Annotated in this window: 21 protein-coding genes; 5 read left to right on the forward strand and 16 right to left on the reverse strand. The window is 36.8% G+C overall.

All coding sequences use genetic code 11. The features are described from left to right. Positions 1–22: 22 nt before the first annotated feature. On the reverse strand, positions 23–238 hold the full coding sequence (locus ACZZZC_RS13180; RefSeq protein WP_463482450.1) for a coproporphyrinogen III oxidase: 216 nt from the start codon (positions 236–238) through the stop codon (positions 23–25). Positions 239–617: 379 nt separating this feature from the next. Here ACZZZC_RS13180 and ACZZZC_RS13185 point away from each other — a divergent pair, with 379 nt between their 5' ends. From ACZZZC_RS13185 to ACZZZC_RS13195, 3 genes are all read left to right on the forward strand, one after another. Then, positions 618–1,103: a PaaI family thioesterase gene (locus tag ACZZZC_RS13185; protein ID WP_265798851.1), complete on the forward strand. Its 486-nt coding sequence runs from the start codon at positions 618–620 to the stop codon at positions 1,101–1,103. A gap of 8 nt (positions 1,104–1,111) precedes the next feature. After that, complete coding sequence (locus ACZZZC_RS13190) at positions 1,112–1,738, forward strand: RNA-binding domain-containing protein (protein WP_463482451.1); 627 nt, start codon at positions 1,112–1,114, stop codon at positions 1,736–1,738. A gap of 137 nt (positions 1,739–1,875) precedes the next feature. Beyond that, positions 1,876–3,231, forward strand: a complete 1,356-nt coding sequence (locus tag ACZZZC_RS13195) for an MATE family efflux transporter (RefSeq protein WP_463482452.1) — start codon at positions 1,876–1,878, stop codon at positions 3,229–3,231. 66 nt (positions 3,232–3,297) lie between these two features. Here ACZZZC_RS13195 and ACZZZC_RS13200 read toward each other — a convergent pair whose 3' ends face one another. The 8 genes from ACZZZC_RS13200 to ACZZZC_RS13235 all read right to left on the reverse strand — a co-directional run bounded on the left by ACZZZC_RS13200 (position 3,298) and on the right by ACZZZC_RS13235 (position 9,542). Then, entirely contained in the window at positions 3,298–4,032 is a 735-nt protein-coding gene (locus ACZZZC_RS13200) for a hypothetical protein (RefSeq protein ID WP_463482453.1), read from the reverse strand. A 38-nt stretch (positions 4,033–4,070) separates the two neighbouring features. Beyond that, on the reverse strand, positions 4,071–4,754 hold the full coding sequence (locus ACZZZC_RS13205; RefSeq protein WP_463482454.1) for a pseudouridine synthase: 684 nt from the start codon (positions 4,752–4,754) through the stop codon (positions 4,071–4,073). Positions 4,755–4,777: 23 nt separating this feature from the next. Continuing rightward, positions 4,778–5,680: a histone deacetylase family protein gene (locus ACZZZC_RS13210; RefSeq protein ID WP_463482455.1), complete on the reverse strand. Its 903-nt coding sequence runs from the start codon at positions 5,678–5,680 to the stop codon at positions 4,778–4,780. Further along, entirely contained in the window at positions 5,680–6,540 is an 861-nt protein-coding gene (locus ACZZZC_RS13215; RefSeq protein ID WP_463487392.1) for a bestrophin family protein, read from the reverse strand. Before ACZZZC_RS13215 ends, ACZZZC_RS13210 begins: the two co-directional genes overlap by 1 nt. A gap of 3 nt (positions 6,541–6,543) precedes the next feature. Beyond that, positions 6,544–7,839: a kynureninase gene (kynU, locus tag ACZZZC_RS13220; protein ID WP_463482457.1), complete on the reverse strand. Its 1,296-nt coding sequence runs from the start codon at positions 7,837–7,839 to the stop codon at positions 6,544–6,546. A gap of 65 nt (positions 7,840–7,904) precedes the next feature. Beyond that, the gene (locus tag ACZZZC_RS13225) at positions 7,905–8,393 is read right to left on the reverse strand and encodes a pyridoxamine 5'-phosphate oxidase family protein (protein ID WP_463482458.1); all 489 of its coding nucleotides are present in this window, start codon (positions 8,391–8,393) and stop codon (positions 7,905–7,907) included. Positions 8,394–8,446: 53 nt separating this feature from the next. After that, positions 8,447–9,052 (reverse strand): DNA-3-methyladenine glycosylase, encoded by a 606-nt coding sequence (locus ACZZZC_RS13230; protein ID WP_463487393.1) that lies wholly within the window; start codon positions 9,050–9,052, stop codon positions 8,447–8,449. A gap of 10 nt (positions 9,053–9,062) precedes the next feature. Then, positions 9,063–9,542: a GAF domain-containing protein gene (locus tag ACZZZC_RS13235; protein WP_463482460.1), complete on the reverse strand. Its 480-nt coding sequence runs from the start codon at positions 9,540–9,542 to the stop codon at positions 9,063–9,065. A gap of 114 nt (positions 9,543–9,656) precedes the next feature. Here ACZZZC_RS13235 and ACZZZC_RS13240 point away from each other — a divergent pair, with 114 nt between their 5' ends. Both ACZZZC_RS13240 and ACZZZC_RS13245 read left to right on the forward strand, forming a co-directional pair. Further along, on the forward strand, positions 9,657–10,358 hold the full coding sequence (locus ACZZZC_RS13240; protein ID WP_463487394.1) for a DUF3291 domain-containing protein: 702 nt from the start codon (positions 9,657–9,659) through the stop codon (positions 10,356–10,358). Between the two features lie 2 nt (positions 10,359–10,360). Beyond that, entirely contained in the window at positions 10,361–10,612 is a 252-nt protein-coding gene (locus tag ACZZZC_RS13245; protein ID WP_463482462.1) for a hypothetical protein, read from the forward strand. Positions 10,613–10,948: 336 nt separating this feature from the next. Here ACZZZC_RS13245 and ACZZZC_RS13250 read toward each other — a convergent pair whose 3' ends face one another. The 7 genes from ACZZZC_RS13250 to ACZZZC_RS13280 form a co-directional block, all read right to left on the reverse strand. Then, complete coding sequence (locus ACZZZC_RS13250) at positions 10,949–11,287, reverse strand: Dabb family protein (RefSeq protein WP_463482463.1); 339 nt, start codon at positions 11,285–11,287, stop codon at positions 10,949–10,951. Positions 11,288–11,374: 87 nt separating this feature from the next. Further along, positions 11,375–11,872: a YMGG-like glycine zipper-containing protein gene (locus ACZZZC_RS13255; protein ID WP_463482464.1), complete on the reverse strand. Its 498-nt coding sequence runs from the start codon at positions 11,870–11,872 to the stop codon at positions 11,375–11,377. Positions 11,873–12,000: 128 nt separating this feature from the next. Then, entirely contained in the window at positions 12,001–12,726 is a 726-nt protein-coding gene (locus ACZZZC_RS13260; RefSeq protein WP_463482465.1) for a Dph6-related ATP pyrophosphatase, read from the reverse strand. Next, positions 12,719–13,402, reverse strand: coding sequence for an SIR2 family NAD-dependent protein deacylase (locus ACZZZC_RS13265; RefSeq protein WP_463482466.1), 684 nt, complete (start codon positions 13,400–13,402; stop codon positions 12,719–12,721). Before ACZZZC_RS13265 ends, ACZZZC_RS13260 begins: the two co-directional genes overlap by 8 nt. A gap of 94 nt (positions 13,403–13,496) precedes the next feature. Continuing rightward, positions 13,497–14,441, reverse strand: coding sequence for an ABC transporter substrate-binding protein (locus ACZZZC_RS13270; protein ID WP_463487395.1), 945 nt, complete (start codon positions 14,439–14,441; stop codon positions 13,497–13,499). A gap of 134 nt (positions 14,442–14,575) precedes the next feature. Next, the gene (locus ACZZZC_RS13275) at positions 14,576–15,166 is read right to left on the reverse strand and encodes a DUF6580 family putative transport protein (RefSeq protein WP_463482468.1); all 591 of its coding nucleotides are present in this window, start codon (positions 15,164–15,166) and stop codon (positions 14,576–14,578) included. Positions 15,167–15,261: 95 nt separating this feature from the next. After that, positions 15,262–17,145, reverse strand: a complete 1,884-nt coding sequence (locus ACZZZC_RS13280; protein WP_463487396.1) for a TonB-dependent receptor plug domain-containing protein — start codon at positions 17,143–17,145, stop codon at positions 15,262–15,264. Between the last annotated feature and the right edge of the window lie 46 nt (positions 17,146–17,191).

Below are 17,191 nucleotides of genomic sequence, written 5' to 3' on the forward strand. Positions count from 1 at the left end.
ATTGGAGCGGCTTTTTATTCTCCTACATAGGAGGCATTTTTTTTGTCGTATCTGGTGGCATCGTTTTGGATGTATCCGTCGGCGTGGTTGTCGAGGTTGTATCCATTGGAGCTGTTGTTGTTGTAGAATCCATCGTAGTACTGTCTGAAGATCCAGCCATGTTTTTAGATGAATTGCATGCTGATGTGGCAATCATTATCGTACCAGCAAAAGCAAGACTTAAAATTATTTTTTTCATAGTTTTTTAATGTTATCTGTAATCTTAACAACCTTGAAATCATTTGGTTTTATTTTTTTTCTTCAGAAATGCTTAGATGTAATTTCATGTGGCTGATTTACAAGCTATTCAACCGAAAAAGTATATGACTAGGAGCATAAATCTCGTGCCAGATAGCAGTGATATCTAACTAAAACGCGGAGAAGTCGTGAAACAGCGTCTTTGTTTTAAGCTTAAGAACTTCGTTGTTATGCAGAATTAAAGAACACAACGCTATCAAACTGTTTAACCGCATCCACCCTATCAACATAAACTTGTGCTGCCTTTATTTACCTAATAATTACCAAAACATGCACAGTAAAACTTTAAAAGTTGCCAAATCTTTCTGATATTAGGAAGTATGATTATTTCTCAAAATACCTTGAAATGGGTGATGCGCTTTTATCCCCCTTTATTTTTTCAGCGCATTTGGGTTCAAAAATTTGAAAATGATTTTAGAAGCTGTACCGTTAAGTTGAGTAAAAGCTTTTTAAATAAAAACTATAATGGTTCCATCTTTGGGGGAACAATATATGCCGCAACCGATCCATTTTATGCACTTTTATTTGATCAATTAATGCAGCGTAGGGGCTTTAAAGTTAGAGTCTGGTTAAAAAGTGCATCCATTCAATATCTAAAACCCGGGCGTAGCAATCTGTATTTCACAATTCGTGTTGACGATGAAATGATTGCGGAGGCGGAACACGCTTTAAAAACCATAGGGAAGTTTGTAAAAGCCTATCCTATGGAAATTACAAACAAAAACGGAGAGCTTTGTGCTACCGTGATGAATGAAGTTTATATCAGAAACCTGCACCAAGGCGAAACGCCAAGAGTTGCTTACTAATTGTTGACATGCCGAGTATTAAAAGTTTGATTCTACAGGGTGAGGGCGTTATGCTCGATTTTAAAAAAACAATTACCAACACTGAAAAAATCGCTAAAAGCTTAGTTGCTTTTGCTAATAATAAAGGTGGAAAGTTATTGATTGGTGTGGCCGATGATGGCACCATCAAGGGTGTAAAATCAGAAGAAGAAGAGAAATATATGATTTTAACTGCTGCTCATCAATTTTGCAAACCAGCAATAGAACCTTTCTTTGAAGAGATCTACGTTGATGATAAATTAGTTTTGATTGTAAATATTCCAGAGAGTGACCTCAAACCACATTACGCCCTTGATGATCAGAACAAATGGTGGGCCTATATTCGCATAGACGATAAAACTGTTTTGGCAAGTAAAATAATTGTCGAAGTTTTAAAAAACGACCATAAAGATCAGGGTATCCTCATTTCCTATTCTGATAACGAAAAAGCCCTGTTACAGTATTTAGCCGATCATGACAGGATTACATTAAAAGAATTTAGCAAACTTTTGAGGTGCTCTTATCGAAAGGCTCAGAAAATTCTAGTGAGCCTGATACTAACGAACGTGATAAAAGCTTACACATCAGAAAAAGAAGAATATTTTGTAGCGGTATAAAAGCTATTCGGAAACTTTCAATTTGCTCCTCCAACCTTATCTCTTATTAAATTTCTCTGTTACCGCAGAGCAAATCATATAAATTAACGTCTTATAGATCTCTTTTTGAAGTTTAAAAAGCCGACCTTTGCAAACTTATGTTTTCTAAAATTTACGCCAAATACAAACCTTACTATAAGGAAAATCTCCATTTGGCCCTTCCAATTGTGGGTTCACAAGTTGGCCATACGTTGGTACACATGGCAGATAGTGTTATTGTTGGGCACTTTACTGATACTACCCAGCTTGCTGCTGTATCATTGGTAAATAGCATTTTTATTTTGATCATGGTAATTGGCTTAGGAATATCTTATGGCTTAACGCCCTTAATTGCTCAGGAAAATGGTCGCAAAAATGATGAAGAGTGTGGGAAATTATTGTCCAATAGCTTAATCATCAATATAATTGTCGGTATAATACTTTATATATTGGTTCATTTTGGCGTTTTGCTTGTCATCGATCATTTGAATCAAACTCCGGAAGTTGTTTTTTATGCCAAGCCTTACTTAGGCTGGCTTTCTATATCTATTATTCCATTACTTATTTTCCAAACGTTTAAACAATTTGCAGAGGGGTTAGGCTTTACCAAACAAGCCATGTACGTTTCTATCTGGGGTAATGCGCTCAACATCACCTTGGGTATCATTTTCGTAAAGGGAATGTTTGGCTTAAAGCCAATGGGTGTTAGCGGTGTAGGTTTAAGCACCTTTATCGATCGTTTTTTAATGGCAATAGTGATGGGTATTTACGTTTTGAGATCTCCTAATTTCAAAAAGTATTTGGTCAATTTTAAAATTACTTTTATTGATAAAATTACCGCTCTTAAAATCATAAAAATTGGTGCACCCGTGGCCATGCAATATTCGTTCGAAATTAGCGCATTTAGCGGGGCTGCAATATTAATTGGCACAATCGGCGCAACTGAACAGGCCGCTCATCAAATCGCAATTAGCCTTGCTGCAATGACTTATATGATTGCGAGTGGAATCGCATCGGCGGCGACAATTAAAACAGGTAATAATTTTGGTAAAAAGAACTTCATCGATCTTCGTAAATCTGCAATAGCCAGTTATCATGTTATTCTGTTGTTTATGAGCTTGACAGCAATAATTTTTGTGGCTGCACACCAGGTGATGCCTTTTATTTATACCAACGATTTAAAAGTTGTGGCGATAGCTGGGCAACTCCTTATTATTGCTGGCTTTTTTCAGCTATTTGATGGAACACAGGTTGTAGGGTTGGGTGTACTGCGAGGCATTGGCGATGTTAATATGCCAACACTCATCACATTTTTAGCCTATTGGGTTGTAGGCATACCTGTTGGTTATTTGCTAGGTTTTACTTTTGGCCTGGGCGTAAATGGAATATGGTATGGATTAACCTTCGGATTGCTAACTGCTTCTATCCTATTGTTTTGGAGATTTCAAAATAAAACAAAGCAATTGGCTGGTTAAAATCCTCATGTCTAAGATCATAAGATTTGATAAAATAGCTTTATCTTTTTTATTCTACCAGGACCATTATTTACCCCCAACATTTACCACTACACCGATAGTGAAAATAGAATTGCCTGCAGACATGTAATCTCTATTCTTTAAGCCGAAATTACTGCTCGTAGTATATTGTAATTGGATATTTTTGTTTAAGCCCATTCTGGTGAAAAAGATAGGTTCGAAGAAAATATTATCTTCTTTAGGCTGTACTACCCCATTCAAAAAGAATCGATCCATTTTAACGTGACTTATTCGAAGGGCCGTTCCATAATTAATCGGGAAGTCTTTACCAAATAACCTGAAGTTATTTTTCTTTTTTGAACTATAATTAACCTGAAGAAACGACTTCCTATAATCCACTTCCTGCAATTCACTGCTTACTAAAACATCGTTCTTGTAATCCCTAAAGGTGATATCGCTCCAACCCTTGCCAACACCTGCATAAATCTCGATAATTCGGTTATTATCTGGCCCGAAGGTATCGAAATAGCCGCCACCTATTTCAATCAGCTTGTGGCCGAAATCTTTTGATTTTCGTTCACTATTCATTCTTGAGCCACTGAAAAGGACTCCAATATGATTTGAAACTGCATAAGCGCCGTTAATACTAGCATTACCTTTTAGAGAAATGTGCCCGCCACCACTAAATTCACCTTGCTTACTTAACATGGGCGTATTGGGTACATTGGGCATATAAACTGAAGAACAACTGCTGGCAAAAAGTGCTAAAATTGGGAAAGCTAAACGTAGGTATTGATTCATAGATGATTTATAAACAGTTTTTCGGGATAAAAATTGTGTTAAAGTTCCATTTTCATAAAACTCATTACTCTTTTAAATTCTTCGTGTAGATCGGCCTTTAAATGGATCTTTGTTGATGTTTTAGGATGGGTAAAACTCAATTCTGATGCATGTAGTAACATGGTTGTCATGTTCCAATGTTCTAGAAAAAGCTTATTTTGCTTGTTGCATCCGTGGGTTCTGTCTCCTATTATCGGATGCAGAATATGACTGAAATGTCTTCTCAATTGGTGCATTCGCCCTGTTTTCGGAGTAGCCTCTACCAGTGAATACCTGGAAGTTAAATGTTTTCCGAGAGGAACATTAATCTCAGCATGTGATAGAGTTCTAAATGAAGTATAAGCATCTTGCATCGTTCCATTCTCTTTAGCCAAAGGATAATCAATATTCATCGCTTCTGGCGTGAAACCCCTAAGAATAGCTAAATATTTTTTTTCAGTTTCTGCATTCATAAATTGTTGATGCATAGCGATTTCAGATTCCTTATCAAACGCAAACAACAAAATACCACTTGTTTTTCTATCAAGTCGATGCACAGGACTAACGTGCTTCCCAACCTGATCTCGCAGCATTTGCAGCGCAAATTCTGTTGCATCTCTGGCAATTGAAGATTGATGCACCAACAAACCGTGAGGTTTATTAATGGCAATCAAATGTTCATCCTGATAAATAATCTCCAACATTCGGCGAAGATAAGGATATTGCTTTAACTAAATAAATCAAAAGCTAAACGATAAGTATTGCAATGCGCATCTACAATATCTTTAATGTCGGCAGAATAACCGCCACCCATACTCACCTGTAAGGGGAGGTTGTTATTTTTACAGGTCATGAGTACCATTTTATCGCGTTCTTTACAAGCAACTTTACTTAATGACAACTTTCCTAATTTATCAGTAGAAAGTACATCCACTCCAGATAAATAAAAAACAAATTCAGGTTTTGAGCGCTCGAAAGCAAACTTTAAATTCGTTTCTAGTAATGATAAATAGGTGTCGTCTTCAATATTATCATCAAGAGGTACATCTAAATCTGAAATTTCTTTGCGGAAGGGAAAATTTTTATCTCCATGCATAGAGAAAGTAAAGACATTTGAGTTATTCTGAAAAATTTCAGCGGTGCCATTACCCTGATGAACATCTAAATCGATGATTAAGATACGATTTACTACTTTTTTAGTTATCAGATAGTTAGCAGCAATAGCTTGATCATTTAACAAGCAAAAACCTTCGCCCCAATTACTACCTGCGTGATGCGTTCCACCAGCTACGTTAAAGGCAATTCCATTTTCAATTGCAAACCTGGTTCCATCAATTGTACCTTGTGTAATACGCAATTCTCGTTCAACCAATTGCGCATTTAATGGAAAACCAACCCTCCTTTGATCTTTTGCCGATAGCGTTAAATCCCGAAGCTGTTCCCAATACGATTTTTCATGTGATAGAAGAATGATCTCTTCTGCTACCTTCCCTGGATAAAATAAATTACCCTTTTCAATCGTCCCTTCATGCAACAGTTGCTCGGGGATCAATTCGTATTTAAGCATTGGAAACCGGTGACCTTCCGGTAGCGGGTGAGCATATAGCGGGTGCCAGGCTACTTTAATCATCAACTCAAAATCTCCTCAACGTGTTTCTCGATATTATTTGAGATTTGATCTACCGGTAAATCATTAGGATCATAACCAAATGGATCTTCTATTTCTTCAGCTATCAACTCCAAACTCGCTAATACATAGAGTATAAAAGGAACGATTAACACCAAATAATATCCTAAACTAAAAACCCAACCTATTGGAATGGTGAGCACGTATACAAAGATGAATTTTTTAATAAAAACACTATAAGAAAACGGAATTGGTGTGTTTTTGATACGTTCGCAACCGCCGCATATATCAGTGAATTGATTTACATCATTAGTAAGCACAATCAGCTGCTCTTGTGTAATCAAACCTTGTCGTGTTAAGTCATACAGTCGGGAGATCATACTGCTTGCTATTTGATTTGGAATATGCTTGCTTTCCTCTACCTCAATCAGGAAACTATTTTTACCAAAATATTTCTTCTCACGAAGATGTTCTTTTAATGCAAAAGCGTATTTGGGAATACCATATTCAAAAAATCTAACTTCGTCATCTGGTAGCTTTAGGGCTTTAATTTTCATTGCAAAGTTGCGACTAACGTTTGTTAACGAACCCAGGAGTCTTCTTCCTTCCCACCATCTGTCATAAGAAGTATTGGTGCGAAATACCAAAAGCATTGAAATTACAAAACCCAACAAGCTGTGCATCATTCCTATATTGCTTACATAATCACTTTTCGAAAGTTTGAATATGTTAAGTTCAAGAAATGCTACAAAAGCAGAAAAAATAGCCATGCTGATCATCAAGGGCCATAACTTTCGAAAGGTATCACCCTTATGAATGTGAAAAATAAATGTAAACCAATCTTTCGGATTATAGTGGATCATAAGTTATATAGCTTTTAACACCTTTTTGGATACTTCAATAAGTGCCTTACCTGTTAAATAAATATCTTCGTAGGAATTATACAAGGGGATCGGACTTAAGCGTATAACATTTGGTTCACGCCAGTCGCCGAGAATACCGGCCTCCACTAATCCATCAAAAACTTCCTTTCCATTATTCTTAGCAATGATGGAAAGTTGTGCACCACGATCTTCAGAATTCTTCGGCGTAATGATTTTATACTGATCTACATTTAATTCCTTATTTACCTCATTGATAACGTATTCTAAGTAATTAGTTAAATCTATACTTTTCTTTCTAAGGCTATCAATATAACCTGCCTTTTCAAATATTTGCAACGATGCATGGTATAAGGCCATAGGCATTACCTGGGTGCAACTCACTTGCCATCCATCTGCACCGTTTTCAGGGACAAAGCCTTTTTCCATTTTAAAACGCTTACTTTCCTGATAACCCCACCAGCCTGCAAACCGATCGAGCTTATCATTTGCAAAATGTTTTTCATGTACAAAAATCCCGCTAATTCCACCAGGACCTGAGTTTTGATATTTGTAAGAACACCAACAAGCAAAATCTACTCCCCAATCATGAAGTTTAACAGGAACATTACCTGCAGCATGCGCTAAATCCCAACCGACTATTGCACCAACCTTATGCCCAGTTTTAGTAATGGCTTCCATATCATACCATTGACCGGTGTAATAGTTTATTCCGCCGAAAAGCACTAAAGCTATTTCTTTTCCATTTTCTGCAATCTTAGCCAATATATCTTCAGTTCTAAGAGTATCTTCTCCCTCTCGAGGGAATACTTCGATAATTGCATCATTTGGATCGAACCCATGAAATTTCACCTGACTTTCAATTGCGTACTGATCAGAGGGAAATGCTCCACCTTCCATGATAATCTTAAACCTTTTTCCTTTGGGTTGATAAAAACTGACCATCAACAAGTGTAGATTAACAGTAAGGGTATTCATCGGACAAACCTCTGCTGGCGATGCGCCGACAATTGGTGCCATCAGCCGTTTAAGCTCCTTATGATAGAACATCCAAGGTTCTTCACCATCGAACCAACCTTCTACCGCATAATTTGCCCAATTATCCAATTGATTGTTTAAAACCTCTTTAGCAATTTTAGGTTGAAGTCCTAACGAATTGCCACACAGATAGATAAAATATTTATTTTTATATTTTGGAAAAAGAAATTGAGCTCTGAATTCTTTGAGCTGGTCTTTCTCATCTAAAGCAGTTGCAAAATCTAATGTATTTTCTAATTTCATTGCCTCAATAATACAAAAAAAGCAGGTATTGTTTCCAATCCTGCTTCCTATAGATGTACTTTAAATTAGAATTTAATGGTGTCGTGCTTACCTAAATCCGGTGTATCTCCCGTTACAGCAGCTTTCAAGATACTAAACAACACTACAATTTTTGAAGATGATGAATCCCAATACTCAGCTTCAGCTGGTGTAACTTTTATAAGAATCAATCTAGGGTCTTCCACTCCGTCTGGAAACCATGCCTTAATAAACGGTGAAAAGTATGCTTCTTTGCGCACCTGATCATCAACCAACTCTGCTTGTCCCTTTACTGTTAGATAAGTGTTTTTGGACGGATCGCTATAAGCCAGTAGCACATTATTTTCCTTTGAAATTTCTTTAGATTTTAATGAATATTCGTTCGTAAAGAACCAAATACTCCCATCATCTTCAATCTTTGCGGTTCCCATTGGTCTGCTACCAAGCTCATCGTTAGCAGAAAAAGTGGTGAACATACAAGTGCGAACACTTTCCGCCATCTCTTTTAATATCGCTATATTTTTTTCGTTTTTCATGATTTTAGATCTTTGAAAGAAAACAGCGGGAAGGATGAAATGTTTGAGTGAAGCTAGATCTTATTTGGTTTGCTCACATATTTATTGCCCTTAACGAAGAATCGTAGTGGCAGTAGAGCATGTTCTTTAGCATACGCAATGCCTACCCTGGGCGTTGTTGCAATTTCATCGTCTTGAAAAGTATTGTGATGATCTTCTATCCAAACATCATCTCCGGTTAAATATTTAGCATTGAAAGAACGGTCAATGCCGAGGGCCTTAGCAGCCGAGCCTGGACCAGAAGATATGGCGGCCTTTGTATACGGCATATTGCGGCGTTCTTCCATAATCTCCTTGTCTATTAAAGGCTCAATTGCCCTGATTAAGATTGCGTGAGGATCGTTAATGTTGGCACTTACTATGTTAAAAAGGTTATGCATGCCATAACATAAATAAACATATGCGATGCCGCCCTTGGAATACATTGTTTCTGTTCGGTTCGTTCTCCTGCCACCATAAGCATGCGAGGCTTTATCTTTGATGCCGAAGTAAGCTTCGGTTTCTACAATCATACCTCCAGAAATATCACCGTTAATATTAGTAAATAAGACTTTACCCAGTAAATCTTTTGCTAATTTAATGACATCTTCACTGAGATAATATTCTGCAGGTAGCTTCAATTTTAATAAACTATTGATTTAACAAAATGGATATAACTTGCTCTAAATAAGATTGGTCTGTTTCATCAAAATGACTTAAAAATTCACTATCAACATCCAGCACACCAATTACCTCATCACCTTGAATTAGTGGTAATACAATTTCTGATTTTGACGCCGAAGCACAAGCAATGTGCCCCGGAAAGTCATCAACGTTAGGTACTATTATGGTTTTATTTTTCTCCCATGATGAACCACATACGCCTTTACCTTTCTTGATTCTGGTGCAGGCCACAGGACCTTGAAATGGGCCTAAAACTAGTTCATCGTTCTTTACCAGGTAAAACCCTACCCAGAACCAATTAAACTGTTCCTTTAATGCAGCCGAAACATTCGCCATGTTCGCCACGAAATCTGTTTCTCCCGTGAGAAGAGCTTCGATTTGAGGAATTAACGATTGATATTGTTCAGCTTTCGTAGCGGTTTTGATGATAGTTAAGTCTTCTGCCATGACCCAAAGTTAACTAGGTTTTTGTTGATTTTTACACAATTAATTGATAATGACAAAAAATTGAATGAAGCACAATCTTAATTTTATTAGTTTTGAAGCACATAAATCTTAAGTATGATTGTTGCCTTAACCATTACCAAATTTAATAGGATTGCAATACCATTCGCATTTTTGGGAATGGCAATTTTAAGAATCCCTTTATGGTTAAACAACAAATGTAAATTTTGGAAATTAATGGGCAGCGGCAAAGATGCACAAGTCGATTTACCCCCAGACTTTAGACATTGGGCAATCTTAACAAACTGGGAAACCCGGGCCGATTGCGACGCCTTTTATAAAAAATCTTTACCGATAAAGTGGTTCCGTTTATTTGGATCAGAAGAGTTTACTATATTACTTAATCCTTTATCTTCACATGGCTTTTGGTCTGGAAAACAACCTTTTGTTGTCAATAAAAATTCGATAAAATCGACTGATAGAATTGCCGTAATTACTCGAGCAGCTATTAAATTCAGTAAGGTTAAAGATTTTAGAAGTAACATCAAAAGAGCAGCAGCGGCAATGAGAAAAGCAGACGGCTTTATCTTATCGGCCGGAGTCGGTGAAAAACCATTCTTAGACCAGGCCACGTTTTCAATTTGGACAGATGCACAGTCCATGAAAAATTATGCTTATAAATCCCACGACCATTCTGACGTAATCAAATTGACTAGAGAGCGGCAATGGTACTCAGAAGAGTTATTTGCCCGATTTGAAATTATCGAAACCATCGGAACGCTTAATGGCTTATCAATTACAACTATAAATAACGTTTAAACATGAGAGTAATCGCAGAACTTCCACATCCGGAATGTAAGATTAGCATTTTTGCCATGAATCAAAAATACATCGTAAAATTTGAACAAGGAACTTTTGAGCAAAGCTATAAAGTTGCAGAGTTAGATTTAAGTGGGGGTGGCGTTAATGATGTATTTGAAATCTTAGACGAAGAGTTTATTGAATCGGTGATAGATCGGTTTAAAGTTATGCGAACTGATTTTACTCTAGCTTATAAAAGGCATCAATTTTAACCCGTAACTACCTGGTCATTAATAGAATAATTATGAATTCAAAATTATATTCTGACTATTCTACCATTTTTAACTATTAAAAAATGCTCAATATAAATTTAGAGTTTAGATAAGTATTTATAATTAATTGGTTACTAATTAATTAAAACACTAAACAGAATAATATTTCGATTGTTTATTTTGCCAAATTAATGGGATATCAGAAATTATAATTAGTATAACTCGATATTATAATCAAAAAGCCTTTATTTGATTACGGTCGATTTAACCTTCATTATGATGCCTGGATGTAGAACTCTCAGAAGATATAAAACAATAGATCACGACTCATACAATTTATGAATTGACAACAGTATCATGAACCACTACCCTATACCAGTTTTTAGAAAATTTCTCAACTGCATCTAAGTGAGTCGCGTCTTCCTGGTAAGCGTTATGATCTTCGATACTATCAAAAGTGACTGTTAATGAATAGGTGAACGAATTGTCCGTCACTGATCTTGCGGGTGTGCTCGCCGCTAATCCATAGTGTAAGCTTTTAATCAATTTGATAGACTTTAAACTCTCGAAAAAATTAGCAAAGTCATTAATTTCTGTTGTTGTCAACTGTGGCTTCAACCAAAACAATACGAAATGTTGAACTTTTTGTTTACTGAGGCTAGTATTTTCTATCATTTGAAAGGGATGCTAAAATTTAAAATTGTATAGGCATAAAAAAAGCGGCTATGATTAGCCGCTTTAAAGTAAATATTATTTTTAAAATTATTGCACTCTACCTGATTTTTTATCTTCGCCTCTGCCGATTAAATAACCGCCACCAGCTCCAACTAAACCACCAATAATAGCACCTCTACCTTTTTTCTTATCTATTAAAGCACCACCAACTGCACCGGCTGCACCACCAATTACCGCACCTTTTGCGCCATCACTCCAGCCTTTTTTCTTAGCTGTTGGTTGTGTACCACCATAAGAACTAGAACTGCTACCACCTGAACTCGCATAAGAACTTGATGATTTAGATGATGCTGCACCAGCTCTTCTAGCTTCTGCTAATTCTGCCTGATGTTTAGCTTCTCTTTCAGCTTCTACTTTAGCTGTTTCGGCTTTTTTAAAACTATCTAAACGTAAACTATCTTTAACTGCTTTTATGGCAAGTTGTTTTTCTGCCTCTTGCTGTTTTAAAGCAGCTTCTTCTTTTGCTTTATTGTTACAAGCAAACATTACTGAACTCAATGCGATTACTACGAATATCTTTTTCATAACTTTTTGTTTATATGAATCTTGTTTTGCTACCTAACCTCACAAAACAGGTTTCATTAGGATGTGTATTTTAGTTAATTACGTGTACTAAAGAAAAAATGATGCCAAAAAGTTTTAATTAATAAAAATTAATTTAATAAATCGACGTACCAGAAGCCGATGGTCGGAGATTTTGATGCTGCATCTTCTTGATCAACATCATCTGTTTTTGGTGCATTATAGGTTCTAAACATCTTATGTCCTAGCTCGAATGGGACTTTCTTTTTAAAAATAGGGCCTTCGAAAGCAAAAGTGTGAAACTCTCCATTTTCGCCACAGGGATCAATGCCTGCTGGTAAATTAGAAATTAAAACTTTGGTAATTATTTCTCCACAAAAAGCCTCTAAATTTTCTTGTGTGCAAACAATGATGGTTTTATAGTTCAAGTTAAGAAAGTCATCAATCAGTTGAGTGGTATCTGTTTTCCATAGCGGAAAAATAGCTTTCAACCCAACTTCCGCTAGTTTTGATTCACGATAGCGGCGAAGATCTTCCAAAAAGATGTCTCCGAAAATGGAATGCGTGATACCTTCTTCCTTGAATTTTGTTAGGTGAGCATGCATCACTTGATCATAGCTTTCCATATCGGGCATTTCACCTAAACGAATTTGATATAGTGGAATGCCAATACTTTCGGCCTGAGCGATAAGCAAAGATTCTCTAACGCCATGCATCGAAATCCGGTTATATTGTTCCGTAACCGTTGTAACGAGGTATTTGATTTCTATTGAAGGATCTTCAAGTGCATAGTGAAGCGCCAAGGTACTGTCTTTCCCTCCGCTCCAATTAAAAATGCAAAGTTTTCTATCATTCATTAATTAAGATTTCCTTTAGTTGAGCAACACCCTGAACAGCATTCGCTTCAATCTTGACTACATTTCTATACCTTTTCACATTAGGTGTTACGGGATCGATAATATATTTGATAGCTTCAGCGGGAACAAAATCGATTAAACCAGCGGCGGGATAAACTGCTAATGAAGTGCCAATCAAGACGAAGATATCTGCCTGCTGACAAATATCAGCGGCAACTTCAATCATAGGCACGGCTTCGCCGAACCATACCACATGCGGACGAAGCTGAGAACCTAATTCGCATAACTGGCCCATTTTTAAGTCAGATCCGTCTATAGAATAAGTAAGATCTTCCCGTAGATCTGATTGTGATTTTGTGATGATGCCGTGAAGATGATGCACTTTACTTGAACCGGCTCGCTCATGTAAGTCATCAATATTTTGTGTAATAATTTCTATATCAAAATCTTGCTCCAGTTCAGCTAAGAGCTGATGCGCTCTGTTGGGTTTTGCTTCGATTACCTGCTTTCTTCGCTCGTTGTAAAATTGCTGCACCAATTCAGGATTACGCTCCCAGGCCTCTGGAGTTGCAACATCATGAACATTATAGCCTTCCCATAAGCCATCAGCATCCCTGAATGTTTTTAATCCACTTTCTGCACTTATTCCTGCACCTGTTAAAACAACTATCTTCATAAGCTAATATTAAAATTATTGGATTGGAATGATTTGGCCGACTGTAGATGCTTTATAACGCTTCTCCTTTGCATGGGAGAATACTCGTTTAAATTTAAAATACCGAAGATTGAAACGTCTTTGACTCGGAAAGATTGATAAATTTCGCTGTAATTGACTCGTCGGCTTTAAAGATCTCCGGGTGAAACATACAGGCCAACGCTTCTATTCCTGCAACCAATGTACCGATGCTGGGTTGGGTAAACATGTCAAAATCTGCAATGTACACCTGATTTTGTTGTACGGCTGCTAAGTCTGTCCAATTGTTTTTTGTTAGAAGTAGATCCATTTCGGCCAAAGTTCTTGTTTTATCAAAACCGCAAGGGGCAATTACCAATACTTCAGGATTGTATTTCACGACTTTATCCCATTGGGTTACAATTGAATCTCCGGCAGGATTGGAAAGCATATCTACCCCACCGGCAGCAGCAATTTGAAAAGGAATCCAATGACCACAGTTGTAGATCGGCTCAATCCATTCCATCAGCATCACTCGTTTTAAAGGCGCTCTATTTGCCCGTAGTTCATCTAAAATAAAGTCGGTTTTCTGTTGAAGATTGGCCAAGTACCTTAAAGCAACTTCTTCCTTCCCTAAAGCCTTTGCTATAGTTATGGCACATTCAAAAACATCCTGAAGGTTATTTGGCGATAAGGGGACGAGTGTCGGTTTTTTAGAAAGCTTCATTACAGCGGTTTCGGTACACACGGTATCAATATTGCAAACCTCACAAATATCTTGTGTGAAAACAACATCGGGAGCAATGCTTTCTAAAAGCTCATCATCAACCCAATACAAACTTTTACCTTGTGCTTTTGAAGCAGAGAAGATACGATCGATTTCGATGCTCGAGTAATTTTTACCTTCTAAAACACATCGCACTACTTTAGGTTGATTTGCCGCTTCTTTCGGACATTCAAAAGTTACCCCGTACAAGTATTCTTGCAAACCCATATCGTAAATCATTTTGGTGGCAGCTGGTAAAAAAGAAACGACTTTCATTGAATGTATGATGTTTTAATTGGGAATGGATGATTTTTGTTTAGCTGGAGCTTATCCAACGAGGAAAATATAAAGTTAAAAAAAATCCTCTTTTGAAACAGATCAAAAGAGGATTTAACAAAAATATTGAGAAATTAAATGCTTTGCTTCTGCATTTTAAGGACCGGATATTTTGATTTCAATATTTCAAAGGCACCAAAAATAAGAGCACCGTAAATTAAAGTTCCTTCTAAAAACCTGATTTCAAACGGTATTGCTTTAACCAGGCAGCTCCAGTATCCAGCTACAGTTTGTGGATATGATGGATTTTGAAACCATACTCCGAAATCGGTTACAATCCAATGAATAAAAACAATTGCTAAGGTAGATGAAAGTAGTGAGACTACATTTATCTTTTTTAACAATACTCTTCCCACCAAAACCATCAAGGCGAAAGCAAGATAGGTCCAATACCATCCTTCATATAAAAAACCATTACTGTATTTACTAAAAATTGTACTGGCTAAGATAAAATCGCTTAAAAACAAGCTCACTAATGGAAAAGCAAAAGCTTTTGCATGATCTTTAAAGTATGCGCCACCAAACAGCGCTACCGCTCCAATAGAAGAAAAGTTTGCAAACTGAAGCTCATCTGAGTTAAACGTTACCAGTAAACGAAACAAAGTAATTACCAAGATGATTAGTAACAGAATGAGGTTACGTGGATTAAATTTCAAATTAGACATATATTAGTATATAGTGATTAGTATAAAGTATTTAGTTAGTAAGACAAGTTGCTTGTGATGTACGAGTTTTTATCACAACACAAAGTTAAATTTTATTAGCGGATATTAAAACTTAGGCCTGTATTAAAATTGAAACCCATTGCATTGTAACCGATGATTTCATTATAGTTTTCATTTAAAATGTTTTTAGCATCGAAAAAGATTTTAAGACGTTTTTTCGCGAACGCATATTCTGCATAAGCATTTAACAACTTGTAGCTTGGCAATGTTTCTACAACATAGTCCGTAAAATTACCATCCGTACGTGAACCAAAATACCTCAAATTGGCATTAATGAATAAATTATCAGTTGCCTGAATACCTGTTGTAATGCCAAAAGCATGTTTAGGTCTTCTAAAAAGAAAATCTTCCACTTTATTATTTACACTGTTATACTCGTTTCCATCAGTAAAAGCATAATAACCATTAAGGGTAAATTTCCATATTTTAACTGCTGGCTCGATTTCAAAACCTCTTACTTTTTGACTTTCCTGATTAATGTACCCAACTGCAAAATCGTAAATGATCGCATCTGTTAAATCGCGTTTGAAAGCCGCTCCACGTAGCGAGAATTTATCATCAGCTAAACTCAGATTAAAACCAGCTTCATAGTTCTGAGACTTTTCTGGTTTCAGGTTTAAATTTGATCCATATTGCCCGAACAGCATATTAAGTGTTGGAATTTTAAAAGCTGTTGAAACTGTACCGAATAGTTTTAGTTCTTTAATTATATTAATACTCGGTGTAATGGTGTAAGTGTAGTTTTCACCATATTGCTCGTGTTTGTTATAACGACCGCCAACTTCTAAATTGAAGATACTTAAATCATGCAAAAAGAGTGAGCCGTAAGCGGCAAAAATATTACTCTCCGGTTTGTTGCCTGCCGAGGAAAGTTTCATCACCCTGTTATCAATGCCTACCAATAAATCGAGTTTATCTCCAAGCTTTTGGTTATAAAATAAATCAAGCAAACTTATTCTTCCAGCACCAACACTTTCATATGGAAAACCGTCAAAACTACTTAAGGTATTGTTCGAAGTGCTTTGGTAACTATAATTTAAATTGATCTTGCCCGTTCCAAACTCGTATTTGGAATTTACACCCCCGCTAAAATTTTTCAGCAGTGAATGGTTGGCTGCGATACCATCAGTAAAAGCAGCCTCATCAATTTTGTAATTGCCTTCAAAATATCTGATAAAAGGATTAACAGAAAAATGTTGATCCAATTTTATTCCGAAGTTTGCATTTACCCCATCTGTTTTAAAGCCGTCTTTATCAAACGCTGTGTTATTACCCACTGCGTTTGCTGCTTCAGATATCCCATCCGTTTTGTGGTGGGTGTAGTTTATATTATAGGTAAAAGCATCAAGGCTGCCATTTAAGCCAATTGTACCTTTATAAGTTTCGTAACTGCCTGCACTGGCTACACCGTATATTGTATTGCCTTTTGGGCCGCCTTTTTTGGTAATGATATTGATTACCCCAGCAATGGCATCAGAGCCGTAAATGGTAGACTGGCCGCCTCGTAGAATTTCAATGTGATCGATTTGATCGATAGCAAAAAGGCGAAGATCGAAAGCACCACCGTTTCCAGAGGGATCATTTTGAACGATTCCATCAATTAATACGACAGCGTAAGCACTTCCCGCTCCGCGAAAAAAAACTGATTTGTTAGCGCCAGGATTACTTCCTGAACCAGCTACAATAATACCGGCTTGTTCGCTAATCAATTCTGGAAGAGATTTGCCCTGACTGCGATCCAATACTTCCCTACTGATGATACTAACCACTTTACCTGTTTGTGATTGTTTTTGATCATTCTTGGTGGCAGAAATTACCACATCTTTCAGTTTCAAGGTATCCTGTGCCTTAACTGATTCACCAATTACGATTTGCCCCAAACCTAAGCCTGCGGCAATCAAAATTTTTGTTTTGTTCATTTGATTGTGAGTTTTGCCCACAGCCAGCAGATAGAAAAGGAAATGA

This window comes from Pedobacter sp. AC212 (assembly GCF_979258625.1).